This window comes from Sutcliffiella horikoshii (assembly GCF_002157855.1).
In the GTDB taxonomy this organism is placed as follows: domain Bacteria; phylum Bacillota; class Bacilli; order Bacillales; family Bacillaceae_I; genus Sutcliffiella_A; species Sutcliffiella_A horikoshii_C.
Genome location: NZ_CP020880.1, coordinates 3,466,192 through 3,483,014, shown reverse-complemented (window position 1 = coordinate 3,483,014; position 16,823 = coordinate 3,466,192). Strand labels below are relative to the sequence as shown.

The window sequence follows — 16,823 nt, the reverse complement described above, 5'->3', positions numbered from 1 at the left end:
TATCTTTTAAAATACCGTCTCATTGGATATTCATCCTGATAATCGAATATGTTAGAACGTGAGTAAAAGGAAAGGAGGGGTACTTGTTGTCTGGAAAACAGAAGCAAACAGCTATTAACGTGACCAAATATAAGGATTCACTCCCTATTCCCCCTGTTCTAAAACCTATAAATGAAGGGGAAGGCTTTACGTATTACAAGGTGGAGATGAAGGAGTGCAAGGTGTCGGTACATAGCGAATTGCCGAAGACACCTATGTGGGGGTATGAAGGAATTTTTCCAGGGCCCACCATTGAAGTGGAAAGTGGAGAAAGGGTGTATATCAAGTGGGAAAATCAACTGCCGCCTGTGCATCTTTTACCTATAGACTTTACGGTTCATGGTGCTCATCATAATGTTCCTCCAGTAAGAACAGTAGTTCATGTGCACGGAGCGGTAGTGGAACCGGAAAGTGACGGATACCCTGATGCGTGGTTTACGAATGGATATCAACAGGTGGGAGAAAAATTTGTAAAGCAAGTCTATCAATATGACAACTGTATGAATGCGTGCACGCTATGGGATCATGACCATGCAATTGGCATTACAAGGTTAAACATATATGCAGGTCTTGCAGGCTTCTTTTTAGTGAAGAGTGAAAAAGAACGTTCATTGAATCTGCCAACAGGGGAATATGACATTCCTTTATTGATACAAGACCGGACATTTAATCAAGATGGATCGCTTTATTATCCCAAGCAGCCGAAAGAACCGGTTGAGGAGCTTGAAACGTCCATTGTACCTGAATTCTTCGGGGAAACAATATTGGTAAATGGGAAAGTATGGCCCTATTTAGAGGTGGAACCAAGGAAATACCGTTTTCGGGTGCTGAATGGCTCAAACAGTAGATTCTATAGATTAAAGCTGGATAGAGATCAATACATGTTTCAAATAAGCACAGATAGAGGATTATTGCCTCAACCGATAGGAATAAGGGAAATTACCTTAGCACCTGCTGAAAGGGTGGATATTATTATCGATTTTTCCAATTTAGGTGGCAAGCGGATTACGTTTATTAACGACGCACCTGCTCCTTTTCCGAATGGAGACGCTGAAAATGAAATTAGTGATGTTTTGCAGTTCAGGATACTCCCTGAGGTAGTGTATATTGATACGAGCAGTATTCCTGCACAATTGGAGCAACTTCCATTTCTGTCTGAAAAGAATGCTGTCAAAAGAAGGGATTTAACTCTTAATCACTTGAAGGATAAATACGGAAGAGAACTTATGTTACTAGATAATAAGGGGTGGGATGCTCCAATTTCAGAAAATCCAAAGCTTGGTACAACAGAAATCTGGTATCTTATTAATCTTACTCCGGATACCCATCCAATTCATATTCATCTAATAGATTTTCAGATTCTGGATCGACGAGAATTTAATGTAGATAAATACAACAAAGAAAAAGTAATTGAATACCTAGGGCCGAGTATGGCACCAGAGCCACAGGAAAGGGGCAGAAAGGACACTGTAAGGGCAAATCCGAATGAAGTTACAAGAATTATCATGCAATTTGGTCCATATTCCGGACTTTACGTTTGGCATTGTCATATGTTAGAGCATGAGGATTATGAAATGATGCGGCCGTATATAGTAATAAGGTAAAAAAGATAGGCGGAATTGCATATGGGAGAAAGTAGTAAACAATTAGTAGGGTCATGGACACAGGCGATAGGTACGGTGGTGGCGGCAATTGGGAGCACTCCTTCTTTACCAATTCATGAGAACGGAAGAAGAGGGCTAGGTCTTATTGGAAACGTACTTCAAGCAACAGGAAATGGTCTTGAAGCGGACGCGGAAACGACACTGACCTACGGAAAGCTAGGAAATATAATACAAGCAACAGGGAATATAATGGTAAGTGCAGGGTTGATTATTGATTTTTCCGGTGATACAGAGGAAAGGTTAGTTATAAGTGGCGATCTCATTCAGGCATTGGGGGCTATAACAGCACTTGGGAGTGCAGACAAATCCTATATAGTTATTGGGAACGGTCTCCAAGCACTAGGAAACTCTTTACAGGCTGTTGGAGGAGCGAGAGAACTTAAAGAGGAAGAAAGAACAGTGATAGGTCTTTCCCAGGTTAGCAATGAAGTTCTCATTGCGTTAGGGAGTTGGACTCAAGCGTTAGGAACCATCCTTTTAGCAATAGGTTTAACATTAGAAGAGAAAAATTAAATCCCTCGATCCTCAAAATAATCAATTGGGATCGGGGGATTTTTTATTCTTTAGGAAATTATAAAATAATTGAATTGTGGATAGTCTTCAGAGTAATTCTTGACGCCAGAATGAACACCTCGGTGGTGACAAGAAACTGGAAAAGAGAGGTTCTCATCGGCGTTATGAAGACATCAGTGACGAGAAATCAGGAGGAGAGAAGTCCTCATCGTCATTATGAAGACATCAGTGGCGAGAAATCAGGAGGAGAGAAGTCCTCAACGGCGTTATGAAGACATCAGTGACGAGAAATCAGGAGGAGAGAGGTCATCATCACCAATATGAAGCTCTTGGTGACAAGGGATTTTATTGAAATAGTCAAATATGAGCGCAAAGGGATGATCCGACCAAGGTCAATACTTCAAAACTATGCGAAAACCGAGAAAACGTCCCAAGAGATTATGATCTTGGGACGTAGTTTTAGCTCGCGTTAGCGATTGGTTTGTTGTCATATTTTCACGTTACACACCAATGGTTTCTGCAATATTGGTTTGTCTCAAATAATCGGTCAAAAGCTGTGGAGTTGTCAAATAGAGGAGTCCATTGCCTTCCAGGCTTTTTGGATAGCCAAGGGGAATGGTTCTTTTAATTAGTTGGGCATACAGCTCAGGTTCAGAAAGTACTCGGCCAAATTCCTTTTCTGTAAGCTTCTTTATTAAGGCGAGCGCTCCAGCGACATGTGGGGCTGACATGGATGTACCACTGAAAACGGCATATCTTCCTCCTGGTATAGTGGAAATGATTTTTTCACCAGGCGCGACAAGATCTATTTCGTTATTCGAGTTAGTAAAGTAAGAGGATTTGCGTTGAAGATTGATAGAACCGACAGAGATGACTTCTGTGTAGGCTGCAGGATAGGAAAACTCTTCCGTATATTGATTTCCGTCTCCTTCATTACCAGCAGCGCATACGACAAGAATGTTAGAAGAAATGGCTGCTTTGATTGCATCGTGAAGTTCTGTTACATCAATAGGTCCGCCGAGCGACATAGAGATAATGTCCACATTCTGAGAAGCTGCATAGTTGATTGCATTGATAATCCATTCATATTCGCCTGACCCATTTTTGCCGCCAAGCGCTTTAAGAATGAGTAGCTTGGCCTCAGGGGCTACCCCGACAACACCTGAACCTGGATTGATTGCGGCAATCGTTCCTGCAACATGGGTTCCATGGCCGTTGTAATCAGTAAAGTTTTCTGGATCGCCACTATCGTCGTCCGTGAAATTTCTTCCCCCGATTATTCTGCCTTCAAGATCTGGGTGTTGTGCATCACAGCCAGTGTCGATGACGGCTACCACCATACCTTCCCCTTTATATCCAGCCTGCCAAATAGACGGTGCTTGGATTAGTTCGATGCCTTCCGGAATTTGATGAGTTTCAAATAACTGGTTTTCCAATTTGTAAGGAATTACATGGACCAATCTCTCTTTTTGCATACAAAAACGCCTCCTAATCATTATTTTCAAACAGTGTGAAAAAGAAAGAGAAAGAAGGTGTTGCGTGTTAAAGCATTGCTTTCAGAAGATTCTATCAATAATCCTCTAAAAATTCAAGTGGCTAATAGACTACGAGAATCAACTATAAATGTGATTACTGCTCTAATCGGTCCTATCGCCACTAAGCCCCAAGACCTATCTCAAAATATGGCTCAGGCTCATTATACGAAATCTCGTGCGGAGGTAAGATAAAGACATAGAAGGGAGGAACAACAAATGAAAAAATTTGGATTGTTTTTAGTAGGTGTCATCGCATTCTTTGTTTTGCTTGCCAACATTGGTCCACTTTTAGGATTGGCAGTTAGTTTGGTAGTCACTTATTATGCGGTTAAAGAATTCATAAAAACGGATTCTACTGGCACGAAAATTCTATGGGGCTTCATCGCTTTTATTGCCGTCGCGTTTTCTATCGCTAATGTTCCTGCGGTATTAGCAGTTGTAGCAGCGTATATCTTGTATGTTGTATATAAGAACTGGAACAAAGAAAAGGCAAACAACGACATCATTGAAGCTGGCGACCCGTTCACTAACTTCGAAAAACAGTGGAACTCATTGAACAAATAAAACAATATAAGGAGAGGAACGATACCATGACAAACTTATTTTCAAGAATTAAACAGACGTTATCTGCAGACTTTCATGAGGTTTTGGATAAAAAGGAGCAAAAAAATCCGATTGCGATGTTGAATCAATATTTACGCGATTGTGAAAAAGAAGTAGAAAAAGTGCGCAAGCTAGTAGAGCGCCAGAACTTACTTAAAGAAGAGTTTGTAAAGGAATACCACGAGGCAAGCAGTCTAGCGGAAAAACGCTCTTCCCAAGCGGTTATTGCGGAAAAAGCTGGTGAAACGGAGCTTGCGACATTTGCTAAACGCGAGCATCAACAATATGAGGAGCGCGCCAATCAATTGAAGCTTTCCTTAGAAAAGGTTTCAGAGGACCTTACTAACCTTGAACAAAAATATGAAGAAATGAAGCACCGACTGAAGGATATGTATATCAAACGGATGGAATTAATGGGGAGGGAAAATGTTGCACGTGCTACACATCGCATGAATCAGGTGGTTGATGCGAACAAAGCGGAGCACTCCTACACCAAATTCAATGAAATGGAAAGCTATTTAGATCGATTGGAACATCAAGTAAATTCCGCTTATCATCACAATACTATTGATGCCCGCATTGCCCAGCTTGAAAAAGAAATTACTCAACCAGAAGAGAAAACTCATTCTCTTTCACAATGAAAACTGCTATTCTAAAAAGGCGTACATGTTGCGCCTTTTTAGGGTGTAGAAGACTAGAGATCCTAGAAAAAAGGAGGGATAAGGCGCATGTTGAACAAAATGAAATCTGATTATCTCAGTTTTATTATAGTAGTGGCTAGCTTGATTTTTCTGTTAGAAATTCTCTTTTTCAATACGGGCCTTATTTTTTCCTTTTTATTTTCCGGTTTTCTAATATATGTAGGCTGGAAGAAATGGCATTGGTTAATTGGAAAGGCATTATTTGTTATTGGGTTGTTATCTATTACTTTTACCATATTTAATATGATGACATTCAACTTCTTGCTGCTTGCTACAGTGTTATATTTCTTATACAAATTCCTGCAAGCTAAAAAACAGCCTGTAGAAATTCAGCCGAACATACTTCCTGAACGGGAAGGACAGATTGTGAGAAACGAGCAAAAATGGTTTACCAACAAGCTTTTTGGTAGACAAAAGACACCAGAACAGTCTTATACATGGGATGATGTAAACATACAATGTGGAATTAGTGATACGGAGATAGATTTAAGCTTTACGGTACTGCCTAAAGGAGAAGCTATTATTTATATTCGAAATGTCATAGGAAACATACAGATATTGGTTCCCTATGAAATGGAACTTAGTATCGTTCACTCTGGGATGGTGGGTTCCATCCACATACTAGACAAAGAGGAAAAAAGCATCCTCAACCAGACTATTCATTACCAAACAGAAAATTATAAAGAAGCTACCCATAAAGTGAAAATCGTCACCTCGATCTTCGTCGGCAGCATAGAGGTGAAGAGGGTATGAGTATATTGCAAAGGCAAGTTTTGTGGGCAACTTGTATAGCTTTAGTAAGTTTTCTGGTAATTGGTACGGTCACTTATTTCTTTTTTCCGGTAATCAGTCTAGAAGCTCTTTGGGTACTAAAAGTAATGGATCTTCCGTACATCTTGTTTTTAACTATTGTCAGCCTTGGCTTGGGAATCCTCTTTGGCTTGTTTTCGGGGGTGTATTGGAAGAATCAACTAAACACCGTATATGAAGAACTGAAAGCGGTGGAACAAGGGAGAAGTTTGTGGGAAGTACCAGGAAGCAGTATTCAGGAGTTAGCTTCAATGGAAGAGGTAATAGGGAAACTGCACAATCAAATACAAGAACAAACAAAAATCTCCCAAAAAATTGCAAACGAAAAGGCAGAAGATCTGGAGAATAGAATACAAGAAATTGTTTCACAGGAACGAAACAGACTTGCAAGAGAATTGCACGATTCTGTCAGCCAGCAACTCTTCGCAGCCTCCATGCTAATGTCTGCATTAACGGAAACTAGGGGAGAATCTGGCACTGATAATAATGAAACAAAGCAATTGCGATTAGTGGAGGAGATGATACACCAATCTCAATTGGAGATGCGGGCATTACTCCTTCATTTACGACCAGTCGCATTAAAAGGAAAAACGCTTCAAGAAGGTGCAGAGGAATTATTAGTAGAGCTTATCCAAAAAGTTCCGATGAGCATCACGTGGAAGATTGAACGTTTTTCTATTGATAAAGGTGTGGAGGATCATTTATTTAGAATCCTGCAGGAGACATTATCCAACACGTTACGCCATTCCAAAGCCAATGCGGTGGAGGTATTACTTATTCAAAGAGAGAACTTCATCATACTTCGCGTAGTGGATGACGGAATCGGCTTTGATGTGGAGCAGGCGAGGGCAGGTTCTTATGGCTTGCAAAACATGCATGAACGTGCCGTTGAGCTAGGTGGTACGTTGAAAATAGTAAGTGTAGAGAATGAGGGAACAAGACTGGAAGTGAAAGTTCCCAAACTAGACATAGAGGAGGCTTAAGTAAAAATGATTAGAGTGTTGTTTGTAGATGATCATGAAATGGTAAGAATCGGTGTTACGGCATACCTGTCAGCTCAACCCGATATAGAGGTTGTTGCTGAAGCGGATGATGGATCTGTCGCAATTGAGCTGGCACTCGAACATAAACCTGATATTATTTTAATGGACTTAGTCATGAAGGAAATGGACGGGATCGAAGCAACCAGAAGAATCATGGAACAATGGCCGGAAGCGAAAATCATTATTGTTACGAGCTTTCTTGATGATGAAAAAGTCTATCCTGCACTTGAAGCGGGAGCTACCAGCTATATGCTGAAAACTTCCAAAGCAAGTGAAATTGCCAATGCAGTTCGTTCCACCTATAAAGGACAATCCATCTTGGAGCCGGAAGTGGCAGGAAAAATGATGCAAAAGATGCGCAGGAAGACCGAAATCCTTCCTCATGAGGAATTGACCAACAGGGAAATGGAAATCCTTCTCCTCATGACACAAGGGAAAACGAATCAAGAAATAGCGGATGAGCTGTTCATCGCACTTAAGACAGTGAAGGTACATGTAAGCAATATATTGGCTAAGCTCCAAGTACAGGATCGAACACAGGCGGTCATCTATGCATTCAAACACTCATTGGTCAACTAATGGGTGTTTTTTATGATACTATTTATAACGGAGACAAAATTCATCTTGGGAGGCTTCTTACATGAACAAACAACTTATCGTCTACTCAGCACCAGGTTGCAGAGAGTGTGAATTGGTAAAGGAATTTCTAAAAGAGCATCAGGTAGCGTTTGAGGTGAGAGATTTACTAGCAAACAGGGAATACCAACAGGAAGTGGAGAAATTCGGATTCATGGGTATTCCGGTTACGGCTGTGGGTGATGAGGCGGTAAAAGGATTTAACCCAGGGGAACTAAATAGGCTGATAGATCTTGTAAAATCAAGGTCGGGGCAAACAGAGGAGTAAAATGATTGACAGAGCAAAAGAAACCAACGTATATATATACGTATGCATACAGCAAGGAAGAGCGTTCCCTGTGCCATTTGGAGATGCGATCTTTTTTCGGCAAGGCAACAGATGATAACATTATTAAAAGCAACATAAAGATTGATGCGAGCAGAAGCCCTTTTATCCGTGAAAGAATTGAAGTGATGTATGAAGGGGCTGCACTGCAGGAACTAATTGATCAAGTGAAGGATATTAAGATGGGAGACCAAACTTTCAAGGTTATATTCTCTAAAATAAATGACAGGAAAGCTCCTGAAACCATTGAATATCAAGAACGTCGTGATATCGAACGTGCCATCGGGTGGGTGATTGAAGGCGAGGCGGATGTTCATCAACCAGATCACATTTTCGGGATGGCCATTGTCGGTGAACGCTGGTATTTCGGTCATTATCTAAAAAGTGAAGCGGTATGGCTTCAGCATACGAAAAAGCCCAGGGAATATTCAACTGCTTTAAGTACCCGCGTGGCAAGGGCTGTATCCAATATAGCCGTCCCGGATCCTGAGGGGATAAACGCCATCGATCCTTGCTGTGGGATAGGAACGGTACTTGTTGAAGCATTATCTATGGGGATTGATATGGATGGAAGAGACATAAACCCGCTTGTGGTAGACGGTTCAAGGGAGAATATTGAACATTTCGGCCTTAAAGGTAAGGTCACGCTCGGACCAATTTCGGAAGTAACGGATAATTATGATGTGGCAGTTATTGATATGCCATATAATCTTTATACCCATGCCACTCCGGAAGACCAATTATCCATCTTGAAGCATGCACGCCGTTTTGCAAAGAAAGTCGTCGTCATCACTATAGAGACAATGGATGACATGGTGAAGGAAGCGGGGTTCACCATTATCGATCGCTGTGAAACCCAAAAAGGCTATTTTACAAGAGAGATATTAGTATGTGAATGAAAGTTGAAAAGAGACCATTAGCCTGGTCTCTTTTTTGTGAAATTAATATCCTATTCTAGACCAATCAAACAAATCACCAGGGTCGCTTTTCCGGACAGGAGCATATTCGTCATGACCAATTATATGTTCACGGTCGCTCTTGATTAATGGATTTCGGTGTAAAATATCATCCAATAACTCTTTCAATGAAGCATACTGAGCATCTGTGTACCCTATGTCGGAAGGAGAAATGGAATCATATATCTCAGCTGGCATTATTGAAAGCATCTCTTCACTAGTCCCCACAGCCAGCAATTCTATCCCGATCGAATAGTCGTTCAGACCACTCTCATAATTTTGGTAGTTTAATAAATGCCCTTTTCCGGCATGAAAGGCTGCACGTTCTTCCGGCACCAGGAGGTAGATTTCGCCATCCCTGTCTATCATATAATGAGCAGACACCTCATACTCTTCAAAAAGTGAATAGACTTCCTCGATATTATAAGGGTCCTGTGGAGCACGGAGCGCGTTGTTTGTAAAATGTAGCATGACATGTGTGATAGGGGCACCTCTAACTCTTGAATTTTTCTTTGGGAGGAGCCATTCCTCCATGTCTAGAGTAAAAGTTTCAGGAGATTCAATGTCGACAGACTTTACAATTGGCGGACTCTCTTTTATTGGTGTATCCTTCTGAGCGGTAGGGGTAGAGCACCCTGTTAAAATAGAAATAGTTATAAGTAGTAGATAAATAGTCTTAGGCATAATTTCTCCTCTATATAGAAGCTTCTCTTACAGTTATTCTTTTCAATTGAGTGGATATCCTTCTTTAAAAGAAAAAGAACAATCAATGTTAGAAAGAAAAGTTTTTTTGAAAAAAGTATTCGCATTAATGTTATTTCTTTAATATGTGTAGTATAATCAAATAAATAAATTCTTTATAGTGAACAAAAGTGAGGTGGTAAGGGAGGAAAGTGCGTATGTTAAATATTTTTTTTAATCTTTCGTTCTTTATAGAGAATTAAAATCAAAACCCCTGGATATAGTGATTCCATAAGATAGGCTTAAGGCTAGAGGCAGAAGGAGGATATCATGGACGATAGAATGAATATTAAAAAGTTTCTTCAAGTTTTAAAGCGTCGTTTCAAAACTATTACTCTCACTTTCTTATGTTTCTTTTTATTCACGATTATTGCTTGTTTATTTATTATCAAACCCACCTATGAAGCTACTTCCACCATACTTGTCGGGAAGCTTGAGGGGACAGGTGCTGGTCAGGGAGCGGGACAAGGGGAAATAAGTATGCTTTTGGCTTCGACCATGGACCTGTTAAAGAGCCCGATTGTATTAAATGAAGTGAAAACTAAAATGAATATTACAACCGATTTAGAAGAAGAAGTTTCTTTGCAAAATAATAAAAACTCACAAATCATTAATATCCTTGTAAGGGACCATGATCCTGATGTGGCCAAGGAAATCGCACAAAATATTTCTTCGACAGCAGTGACGTTTATGATGGAGTCCTTCAATGTTGGGGATGTGCAAGTGTTAAATGCAACCGATATCGAACCTGAAGAAGTTGGTAGTCTTGCCCTGAATTTAGGAATTGGTTTTGTTGTAAGCATGTTTTTAGGTGTAGGGGTAGCCATGTTGCGGGAAGATCTGGATGATGCCATCAAACATTCCAAAGAAGTGGAAGAGTTGATAGGCTTGCCGGTGTTGGGGACGATCAATTTAAAGCAAAAGATGAGAGTACCTATACTTATAGATGAACGAACTCAAGGGAGAAGAACGGTGAAATCGAAAAGTAGGAGGGAAGTACGTGTTTAAAAATAGATGGGGAAAAAAGCTATCATTAAAGGAAAATATGATTAGTACCGACCAGATTCGGATTATCCGCACTAATATTGAAGATGAATTGCAAAAGGACAGTATCTTTTTAACCATTACTTCCCCCAACCTAGAAGAACAAAAGGCGTTGATTTCTGCAAAATTGGCAATTTCCTTTGCTGAACTTGGCAAGAAAGTTCTGTTGGTAGATGCAAACTTAAGAAGGCCCTCCCTTCATAAATATTTTAATATTTACAATTCCAGCGGTTTGGTAAATGTCATCAATGAAAAGGGGAGTATCAACCTATTTGCCAAAATCACGTCTACCCCGGGACTCTTTCTTCTTCCTGCAGGTACATCGAGAGATAATATTTCGCATACAGGACTCTTAAATAAGGCGGAAGAACTGATGACAGATTGGAGCCAATTCTTTGATGTTATTCTATTGGAAACTCCATCTTTTCTAAAGTCTTCTGATGCTCATATTCTATCAAGGAAATGTGACGGGGTCATACTTGTGATGAAGGAACACAGTACGAAAAAAGATGACGCCATTCAAACGAAGCATTATTTAGAGAGAGCAAACAAAAAAATTGTTGGTGTGATTTATCAAACAGCTTAGATATGGAAGGCTGTGAGCATAAGGGGCACAAGTAAATGAAATTAACTAAAGGAAACTCCATTTCAACCAATATTTTTCATTTATTCTATAGCACAGCCCTAACAAGTGTTCTTAATGCTGGATCACTTATCATCCTTGCCTATTATCTGCAATCCTATCACTATGGTCTATTCAGTGTGGTATTGGCGTTCGCAATGATAATGGCATATTTTACGGATGCTGGATTAAGTGACATCGTATTGAGGGAAGGGTCCCTAAAGGGGGCGGATGTCCCCTCTGTCATTTCTTCATATATAAAAATGCGTGCAGTTCTATTGTTGGTAACTTTTTCTGTAGGTTTTCTCATTATAGAAATCATGCACTCAGATAATGGTGAATTGATTAGAACGGCATATTTTCTGGTAGTTCCCATGGTAGCTGGAGTCGCTATGCAAAGTATTAGCATTACCTATTTCCAATTGAAGGAGAAAATGCAGTACTGTGGAATAATCCGTATTATTTCAGCTTTCAGTTTGGTAAGCTCCATTATAATCGGAATGCTTCTATCGTTAAATCCATTTATGATTTCTTTCTTGTATGGTTGCTCTTACCTGACGGCTGGAGTAATCGGTATGTCCTTTCTTTGTAAAAATATGAAAATAGTTTGGGGCAGAAAGTTTCATAAGGGATTGCTGCATAAGATTGGATCGTTCACACTTGGAGGGTTGTTATTTGTTCTGTTACCCCATTTAGGACCACTTGTATTAGAGAGAACGCTTACCCTCCATGAAGTTGGGTTGTTTGCGGTGGCATATCGAATCCCCCAAGCCCTGCAACAAATTCCCTTCATAGTGGCTGGAGCTTACTATCCGGTTTTATTTCGGTATTTTAACCATAAAGAATGGAAGAAACATTTATCTTTATTGATAACCCAGACAAAAATCATGGCTCTTATAGGCATGATGATGACCATTCCGTTTTATTACCTTTCCGCACCTATTATTTCCTTATTATTTGGAGAGACCTGGCTGGAAGCGGCCATTCCATTGAAAATCCTTTCTATTCTGTTGGCGCTCCAAGCGGTAAATATTTCGTTAGCGGATGGACTGACTACAAGCTCTCGTCAAATATATCGCACTTCTGTCCAACTAGTAGCTGTGATAATCGGTATTTTCTTGTATGTATTCAGTAGTAATCAATACGGCTTAATTGGGGCTGCATTTGCCGGGCTGACAATAGAACTTTTCACTCTCGCTGGCTTCTGGATCTTCACATCCGAAAAGTGGCGAGTGGCTAGAAGCGTTCTCATCCCATACCTGACCGTTTTTGGAGTAACCTTCGTCTTGTTGGATTATTTCTTACAATCGCATTCAATCCTTGCCATGACTATTCATTTAGGCAGTTTACCTCTCTTTCTATTACTTGATAGAGAACTGAATGAGAAGGCTTTGAATTACGTAAAAAGAACATTTCTAAGGAAATGGGAAAATGAAAATGACAAAGAAAGGAGGATGGGAAATGGATAATGTAATGCAGAAACCGCTGAGGTATCAATTCACCATTTTTTTTATGATACTGCTTGTAACATTAGCTAAATACAGCATTTCATTAGGATTTTCGCTAAAGCCATATATGATTTTTCTGCTATTATTTATCTTTTTCCACCTTTCCTCCTTTTATTTTCAAAGACTTCAATCATATGAAGTGGCAATGCTTTTGTTTTATTTTTTTTATTGCTATTCTGGTGTATTTGCACTCCATCCTGATTCAAGCCTGAGAATTTTACTTGGTATCACTCTTTATTTAATGTGTTATTTCATCATGAAATCTATTTTGAGCTATTCCAATGCCAATGTAGTGGAAAAAGGAATAGCTACAACAGGTATTATTTTCAATACTGCCAGCTTAATTTTATATGTGAACGGGCTTAGGAGTGCAAATCTTGAATTTGAAGGGGAAAGAGCGATTGTTTTTGGGGTCCTGCTAGATAGAAATTATCCAAGGTTGATTGGGTTGTTAGAGGACCCAAACTTTTTTGTTTTCTATAACACACTTTTCTTTGCCTATTACTTATGTCATCCAGACTCTTGGAAAAATAGGATAGGTCTTTTACTCTGCATTGCTACCAATCTATTGACCTTTTCAAGGGGAGGAATGGTTGCATTAGTTATTATGTTCGCCATTTATCTTGTATTAAATAAGCCGGTTAAACAGCTGAAAATAGTTGTCGGATCCCTTATTACCTTAGGTCTCTTTGTATATGTTGTAACAGTGCAATTAAAGTTTGGATTACTAGATATGATAGATTCAAGGTTTGAAGATTTTTCTTATGATGGTGGGAGCGGCAGATTTGAGTTGTGGGAACGGGCATGGGAGTTTTTCTCTGATAATATGTTCCTTGGAATCGGGGCATTCAATTTCTCGGATTACAATTTTTTTCACCATAACGACACGCTGACCGTTCATAATACTTTTTTGGATATCTTATCTGAATCTGGGCTTGTAGGAATCTCTTTTTATCTGATATTCATTTATCTGGTGTTTGTGCAGTTATGGAGATTTAATGTCCATAGGGTGAGACAATATTTATTTTTAACATACATCGGTTTTGTCCTGCAGATGATGTTCTTGTCTGTCATTATCAATGATATGTTTTTCTTGTATATCGCAATTCTTTCCACTTATCTGCATTCATTACAACAAGAAAAAGAGATAAAAATGCCCAGGTATGGAAATGAACTAAATAATCCTTTAAATAAACAAATAAGTTAGGCAGTTCTAAAGTTTGGGAGGTGTGCTGTTATGAATGTCCTGGTTGTAACGGATAAGCTTGACATGGGAGGGGCGGAGAATTATTTTTGCAAGTTGGAAAATGAGCTCGCCCACCCAGATATTAAATTCTACTTCGCTGCCGCAAAGGGTGAACTTTATAATAACCTTCAAAAGAAGAAGAGATTTACAGATCTTCATAGAAAAAATCACCTTAAAAATCTATGGCTATTAAAAGAGATTATCAGGGAGAACAATATTGGAGTTTATCATGCCAACAGTTTAAGAATGGTCTTGTATGGTTTGATTTTAAAGAGTGCTATGAAAAGTAAGTTGCGTATTATTTACACCAAACACAATGTGACAAAACTCGAAAAATACCTTCCGTTAATTTTCAGGTTCGTTCTGAATAGATATGTCAGAAGCATTATTACGGTAAGTGATTTCGAAAAATACCAGCTAATTGATTTAGGGATAGACAGCAGGAAAATAGTGACGATTTACAATGGGGTAGATTTGCAACAGTTTACTTATCAACGGAAAAAAAACCACCCCCCAAAAAAAGTTGGCATTCTCGCTCGAGTTTCAAAGGAAAAGAATCAGGCTTTTTTTCTGGAAGTGGCAGAAGCTTGCAGACATCACACCAACCTTATGTTCTATATCGGTGGTGATGGACCTGACTATCAAAGAATCCAGCGACAAATCATTAATATGGGAATTCAGGACAGGGTAAAAATGTTAGGTGCCATTCATACACCGGAAGAATTTATAGGAAACATGGATGTACTCTTGGTTACCTCCCATAGAGAGGTATTTCCGATGGTGATACTTGAAGCAATGGCTGTAGGAACTCCCATTGTTTCCATTAATAGAGGAGGTATAAATGAAGCAATAGAGAGCGGAAAAAACGGCTATCTGCTTGATGAGCATTCCAAACAGGATTTTCGTCATAAAATAGAACATTTACTTTCAAATGATTTAAAAAGACTACAATTCATAAAAGTGTCGAGAAAGAAAGTGGAGACCGCTTTCTCTTTACAGAAAATGATCCGGGGTACATTGGAAGAATATTTGGTAGTTTTAGGTGAAGGTGTTCTGCACACCAATAATAGAAAAATGAAAAAACCTTCTACAGGCATTCGAAAACAAAAAGGAGGTGCGGAGCAATGATTAATAGGAGAAGGCTACGTTTTGCTATTACAGTGAAAGGTAATTCCTTAGAACAATGGAAGATCAATTGCATTAATCATTTAATGGAGATGCCTGAAGTGGAATTGGCATTGATTATAGAGTATCAATCAATGCCGATGAATCGAGACCATTCTGCCCTTTTCCTTGCATACCATTCCGTTGTCCAAATGAGAAGTGAAATCTTAAAAAAAGTTGCTACAATAGACCACTTTTCTCCATTCCCAAAAGTCCGTTGTTCTAACCTTTGGAACCATCAAAGTAACTTCAGTATCGAGGAGTTGTCTCTTTTAAAACAGACCGACCTGGACTTTATTCTGCATCTAGGAGAAGAATCCATGGAAGGGGAAGTCCTTGAACTTGCAACATACGGCGTTTGGGCATTTTCACATGGCAATCCAACCTGCTTTACTGGATTACCCGGAGGATGGTGGGAGGTAATGAATAATCTCCCTGTTACGGAAGTAGGTCTATATAGAATATCTAAAGAAACGAATGAACGTTCTTTTTGGAAGATAGGATGTTTGGCCACAGTTTCAGAATCTTATCGGAAAACCAAAGAAATACTTTGTCAAACTACCCTAACTTGGCCATCTCAGGTATGCAAAGAAATTCTGAGAAATCCTGGTCACTGTCCCGATGAAATAGAACCGCTTTCTTTAAAACATGCTGATATTGAAATGCTTTCGTCTACCAAAAAAACAGCTAACTTCATTCTTGCTTCATGGAAACGCAAGGCCCAGAAATTATATAGGAAGCTATTCTGTTATGAATACTGGAACATTGGAATAGTGAATAAACCAATTCACTTTTTTCTAACTGATCATAATCCTTCTATAGATTGGATTGTCGAGAGGAAAGATTGTTATTATGCTGATCCATTTGGAATGAGAGGTAAAGATGGAATTCAAATCCTAATGGAAGAAGTAGATCATCGGGTGGTCAAGGGTTATATATCAGGTGTCATTATGAAGGAAGGTCCCTCCATTAAAGAACAACAGACTTGGAACCATTCCGTGCTTAAACTAAAAAGTCATATGTCCTACCCATATCTGGTCGAATATGAAGGAGAAACTTATTGTGTACCTGAAACCTCTGAAGCAAAAGAAGTGGCGGTCTATAAGATAATAAACGGGCAATTGGAGAAAGAGAAAATTATTTTAAAGAACTTTGCTGCAGTAGATTCTACGATTATTCATCACGATGGCTATTGGTGGCTGTTCTGCACAAGGGCAGATTCCAGTCCACAGAGTGATAATAGTGAACTTCATATTTTTTATGCCAAAGAGCTTTTTGGGGAATGGAGTCCACACTTGGCAAATCCTGTTAAAGTGGATGTGCGTTCAAGCAGACCGGCAGGAACACCATTTCTTTATGAGGATGTATTAATCAGGCCTGCACAGGATTGTTCAAAAACTTATGGTGGACGCATTATACTGAATAAGATTACTAACCTAACCATCGAAGAATTTGAGGAAGTAGCCATATCACCTATAGAGCCACGGGAGGATAGTTTGTATCCAGATGGTGTTCATACCATTTCTACTGTCGGAGATATAACAATTTTTGATGGAAAACGATTTGATTATAGTCTGTTGCACTTCTTTAGGAAACTTTACAAATTCATGCCGGTTAGGGAGGCAGGATAGGGACGGGTATGACCTTTCGTTCTCAATTAAGCACAATTGGTT

The 16,823-nt window shown here is 39.4% G+C and carries 17 protein-coding genes; 15 read left to right on the top strand and 2 right to left on the bottom strand.

Annotation, left to right across the window (positions count from 1 at the left end):
* The first annotated feature begins 86 nt into the window (after positions 1-86).
* Together B4U37_RS17905 and B4U37_RS17900 are read left to right on the top strand one after the other, a co-directional pair.
* Positions 87-1,643 carry a multicopper oxidase family protein gene (locus tag B4U37_RS17905; protein ID WP_425444090.1) on the top strand — a complete coding sequence of 519 codons (1,557 nt, stop codon included), beginning with the start codon at positions 87-89 and terminating at the stop codon, positions 1,641-1,643.
* Positions 1,644-1,664: 21 nt separating this feature from the next.
* Positions 1,665-2,216 carry a DUF6944 family repetitive protein gene (locus B4U37_RS17900; protein WP_088019325.1) on the top strand — a complete coding sequence of 184 codons (552 nt, stop codon included), beginning with the start codon at positions 1,665-1,667 and terminating at the stop codon, positions 2,214-2,216.
* 500 nt (positions 2,217-2,716) lie between these two features.
* On the opposite strand, the gene B4U37_RS17895 is transcribed toward B4U37_RS17900, so the two are convergent.
* Positions 2,717-3,691 carry a S8 family peptidase gene (locus tag B4U37_RS17895; protein ID WP_088019324.1) on the bottom strand — a complete coding sequence of 325 codons (975 nt, stop codon included), beginning with the start codon at positions 3,689-3,691 and terminating at the stop codon, positions 2,717-2,719.
* Between the two features lie 276 nt (positions 3,692-3,967).
* Here B4U37_RS17895 and B4U37_RS17885 point away from each other — a divergent pair, with 276 nt between their 5' ends.
* The 7 genes from B4U37_RS17885 (at position 3,968) to B4U37_RS17855 (ending at position 8,768) form a co-directional block, all read left to right on the top strand.
* Positions 3,968-4,315: a lmo0954 family membrane protein gene (locus tag B4U37_RS17885; RefSeq protein WP_088019322.1), complete on the top strand. Its 348-nt coding sequence runs from the start codon at positions 3,968-3,970 to the stop codon at positions 4,313-4,315.
* Positions 4,316-4,341: 26 nt separating this feature from the next.
* Positions 4,342-4,995, top strand: a complete 654-nt coding sequence (locus B4U37_RS17880; protein ID WP_088019321.1) for a PspA/IM30 family protein — start codon at positions 4,342-4,344, stop codon at positions 4,993-4,995.
* Between the two features lie 87 nt (positions 4,996-5,082).
* Entirely contained in the window at positions 5,083-5,808 is a 726-nt protein-coding gene (liaF, locus tag B4U37_RS17875) for a cell wall-active antibiotics response protein LiaF (protein ID WP_088019320.1), read from the top strand.
* Positions 5,805-6,848, top strand: coding sequence for a sensor histidine kinase (locus B4U37_RS17870; RefSeq protein ID WP_088019319.1), 1,044 nt, complete (start codon positions 5,805-5,807; stop codon positions 6,846-6,848). The genes liaF and B4U37_RS17870 overlap by 4 nt, the downstream gene beginning before the upstream one ends.
* Positions 6,849-6,854: 6 nt before the next feature.
* Positions 6,855-7,487, top strand: a complete 633-nt coding sequence (locus B4U37_RS17865) for a response regulator transcription factor (protein WP_010198209.1) — start codon at positions 6,855-6,857, stop codon at positions 7,485-7,487.
* Positions 7,488-7,548: 61 nt separating this feature from the next.
* Complete coding sequence (locus B4U37_RS17860) at positions 7,549-7,812, top strand: glutaredoxin family protein (RefSeq protein ID WP_088019318.1); 264 nt, start codon at positions 7,549-7,551, stop codon at positions 7,810-7,812.
* Positions 7,813-7,817: 5 nt separating this feature from the next.
* Entirely contained in the window at positions 7,818-8,768 is a 951-nt protein-coding gene (locus tag B4U37_RS17855; protein WP_088019317.1) for a TRM11 family SAM-dependent methyltransferase, read from the top strand.
* A 42-nt stretch (positions 8,769-8,810) separates the two neighbouring features.
* Here B4U37_RS17855 and B4U37_RS17850 read toward each other — a convergent pair whose 3' ends face one another.
* Complete coding sequence (locus tag B4U37_RS17850; protein ID WP_088019316.1) at positions 8,811-9,509, bottom strand: N-acetylmuramoyl-L-alanine amidase; 699 nt, start codon at positions 9,507-9,509, stop codon at positions 8,811-8,813.
* Positions 9,510-9,836: 327 nt separating this feature from the next.
* On the opposite strand from B4U37_RS17850, the gene B4U37_RS17845 reads away from it, so the two are divergent.
* From B4U37_RS17845 to B4U37_RS17820, 6 genes are read left to right on the top strand one after another with little or no spacing between them, the layout of a single operon-like run.
* A complete protein-coding gene (locus B4U37_RS17845) occupies positions 9,837-10,574 on the top strand; it encodes a YveK family protein (protein WP_088019315.1) in 738 nt (245 codons plus the stop codon).
* Positions 10,567-11,196 carry a CpsD/CapB family tyrosine-protein kinase gene (locus tag B4U37_RS17840; protein WP_088019314.1) on the top strand — a complete coding sequence of 210 codons (630 nt, stop codon included), beginning with the start codon at positions 10,567-10,569 and terminating at the stop codon, positions 11,194-11,196. Before B4U37_RS17845 ends, B4U37_RS17840 begins: the two co-directional genes overlap by 8 nt.
* Positions 11,197-11,231: 35 nt before the next feature.
* The gene (locus B4U37_RS17835) at positions 11,232-12,701 is read left to right on the top strand and encodes an oligosaccharide flippase family protein (protein WP_088019313.1); all 1,470 of its coding nucleotides are present in this window, start codon (positions 11,232-11,234) and stop codon (positions 12,699-12,701) included.
* Positions 12,694-13,947: an O-antigen ligase family protein gene (locus B4U37_RS17830; RefSeq protein WP_088019312.1), complete on the top strand. Its 1,254-nt coding sequence runs from the start codon at positions 12,694-12,696 to the stop codon at positions 13,945-13,947. The genes B4U37_RS17835 and B4U37_RS17830 overlap by 8 nt, the downstream gene beginning before the upstream one ends.
* A gap of 30 nt (positions 13,948-13,977) precedes the next feature.
* On the top strand, positions 13,978-15,114 hold the full coding sequence (locus tag B4U37_RS17825; protein ID WP_088019311.1) for a glycosyltransferase family 4 protein: 1,137 nt from the start codon (positions 13,978-13,980) through the stop codon (positions 15,112-15,114).
* On the top strand, positions 15,111-16,781 hold the full coding sequence (locus tag B4U37_RS17820; protein WP_088019310.1) for a glucosamine inositolphosphorylceramide transferase family protein: 1,671 nt from the start codon (positions 15,111-15,113) through the stop codon (positions 16,779-16,781). Before B4U37_RS17825 ends, B4U37_RS17820 begins: the two co-directional genes overlap by 4 nt.
* Positions 16,782-16,823: the final 42 nt, after the last annotated feature.